General features: G+C 73.9%; 1 protein-coding gene and 1 pseudogene. Both read left to right on the top strand.

Annotation, left to right across the window (positions count from 1 at the left end; translation table 11 throughout):
* Nucleotides 1-64: 64 nt before the first annotated feature.
* A complete protein-coding gene (rnr, locus tag HW577_RS23250; RefSeq protein WP_198378486.1) occupies nucleotides 65-2,215 on the top strand; it encodes a ribonuclease R in 2,151 nt (716 codons plus the stop codon).
* 56 nt (nucleotides 2,216-2,271) lie between these two features.
* A pseudogene (locus tag HW577_RS23245) lies at nucleotides 2,272-2,784 on the top strand (hypothetical protein); the annotation flags it as partial.

Genomic DNA, 2,784 nt, shown 5'->3' with positions numbered 1-2,784 from the left:
CGCCGCCAGCCCGCAGGCCAGCGCGCGCCGCCGCGCCGCCGCGCGCCCCGAGGAACCACCCGCCCTGCCCACCAAGGCCGCGCTGCGGGAATTCCTCGCCGGCGCGCCGGGGCGCGTCACCAAGTCCGACATCGCGCGGCATTTCGGCCTGACATCGGACCAGCGCCCCGCGCTGCGCCTGCTGATGCGGGAGATGGCAGCCGAAGGCGGCGCGGCGCAGGCCGGCAAGCGCGGCATCATCGCCCCTTCTCGCCTGCCGGAGATCTCGCCCGTCGAGATCACCGGCACCGATCCCGATGGCGACCCGATCGCGCGCCCCGTCTCCTGGCAGGGCGAAGGCCGCCCGCCCATCGTCTACATGCGCCCCGAGCCCAAGGGGCAGCCGGCGCTGACCGCCGGCGAGCGCGTGCTCGCGCGGCTGCGCATGATCGGGCCCGGCAAGTACGAAGGCCGCACCTTCAAGCGGATCGGCGGCGCCCCGCCCGCGCGCATCCTCGGCGTCTTCGAGGAAGGCCGGATCATCCCCACCGACCGGCGCCAGAAGGGCACCTGGCAGGTCCCGCCGGGGGAGGAGATGGGTGCGAAGCCAGGCGAGATCGTGCTCGCCGAACCGCTGCCCTCCACGCGCCATTTCGGCCCCAAGCCCGCGCGCATCACCGAGCGCCTCGGCGTCATGGGCGAGCCCCGCTCGGTCTCGCTGGTGTGCATCCACGCCCATGGCATCCCGGACGTGTTCCCCGCCGAGGCCGTGCAGCAGGCGGAGCGCGCGAAGGGTGTCGCCGCGCGCGGGCGGACGGATTTGCGCGACATCCCGTTGGTCACCATCGACGGGGAGGATGCGCGCGACTTCGACGACGCCGTCTTCGCCGAGCCGATCGAGGGCGGCTGGCGCATCCTCGTCGCCATCGCCGATGTCGCGCACTACGTCACGCCGGCCAGCGCGCTCGATCGGGAAGCCTGGGCGCGCGGCAACTCCGTCTATTTCCCCGACCGCGTCGTGCCCATGCTGCCCGAGGCGCTGTCGAATGGCTGGTGCAGCCTGCGCCCGCGAGAGGATCGCGGCTGCCTCTTCGTCGACATGCGCTTCGACGCGGAAGGGCGGAAGACCGGCCACGAATTCGGCCGCGGCATCATGCGCAGCGCCGCCCGCCTGACCTATGAGGAAATCCAGCAGGCCGCCGATGCGGGCCGCGAGGCGGCGGGGCTGCCGGAAGGCCATGTCGGCCGGCTCTACGGCGCCTTCCGCGCGCTGCTCGGCGCGCGCATCCGGCGCGGGACGCTCGACCTCGACGTGCCGGAACGCAAGGTGGTGCTCGATGAGCGCGGGCGCGTGCTCGCCGTCATGCCGCGGCCGCGGCTCGACTCGCACCGGCTCATCGAGGAATTCATGGTCGCCGCCAATGTCTGCGCGGCGGAGGAACTCGAGCGCCTCGGCCAGCCCTGCATGTACCGGGTGCATGACCGGCCCTCGGACCAGAAGATGGAAGGGCTGCGCCAGTTCCTCGGCACCTTCGGCGTGAACCTTCCGCCCTCGGACCGGCTGCATCCGCGCGACTTCGCCCGGGTGCTGGAGACGGTGCGCGGGCAGCCGCACGAAAGGCTGGTGAACGAGGCCGTGCTGCGTGGCCAGTCCCAGGCCGCCTATGCGCCGGACAATCTCGGCCATTTCGGCCTCGCGCTGCCGCGCTACGCGCATTTCACCTCCCCCATCCGCCGCTATGCCGACCTGCTCGTCCACCGCGCGCTGATCCGCGGCCTGCGACTCGGCAAGGACGGGCTGGAGGAGACGGAAGCCGCGCGCTTCCCCGACACCGGCGAGCACATCACATCGACCGAGCGCCGCGCCGCGGCGGCCGAGCGCGACGCGGTGGACCGCTACCTCGCGGCCTTCATGGCGGGCCGCGTGGGCGAGAGCTTCGACGCGCGCATTTCGGGAGTGACTCGCTTCGGCCTCTTCGTCACGTTGGACGAGAACGGGGCGAGCGGAATCGTGCCGCTCGGATCGCTGCCGGACGACCGATGGGATCTCGACGAGGCCACGCAGACGCTGGCCGGTCGCAGGACGAGGATGACCTTCACGCTGGGACAGGCGGTGGAGGCCCGACTTGCGGAAGCCACGCCACGCACCGGCGGCATGGTGTTCCACCTCATGCAGGGGTTGCCGGCGCGCGGGCGCGCGGCGCCGAAGGGGCGGCAGCGCGGGCGGCGGGGCTGATCCTCGCCCTGCTGCTGCTCGTCTCGCTCGCGCTGCCGGCCGGGGCGCAGGATGCGTTGCGCACCACCGCCGCCTATCCGCGGGAGGAGATGCGCCTTGTCCTGGGCGCCGGCTTCGCCGCGATCCTCGAGCGCCACCTGGAGGATGCCTCCCCCGGCGACCTGATGATGTGGGCGCTGGCCGCGCTGCCGGCGGCCGATCCGGCGCTCTCGGTCCGCCGCAGCGGGCGGGAGGTGCGGCTGCTCGCCGGCGACCGCGTGCTGCTGACGCGCCCCCTGCCCGAACGCGCGCGCAACGAGGCCGTCACGGCCTCCGGCGGTGCCGCGGCCGACCGGCTGACGCTGTTCCAGCAGGCGGCCTGGGCGACATCCGCGCCGCTGCGGCAGGCCGGCGCGCCGAGCCTGATCCGCGGCAGTTTCGAGCAGGTCTTCGCCCATCTCGACCCGTTCAGCCGCTACATCACGCCGGAGGAGGCGCAGGCGGCGCGCGAAAGGCGGACCGGCGAGGCGGGTCTCGGCCTGCGGCTCGCGCCCGGGCGCGGCGCCGGGCCGGTGGTCGCCGCCCTCGCC

The organism is Neoroseomonas rubea, from assembly GCF_016106015.1.
GTDB lineage: Bacteria > Pseudomonadota > Alphaproteobacteria > Acetobacterales > Acetobacteraceae > Neoroseomonas > Neoroseomonas rubea.
This window is presented reverse-complemented; position numbering and strand designations above follow the sequence as displayed.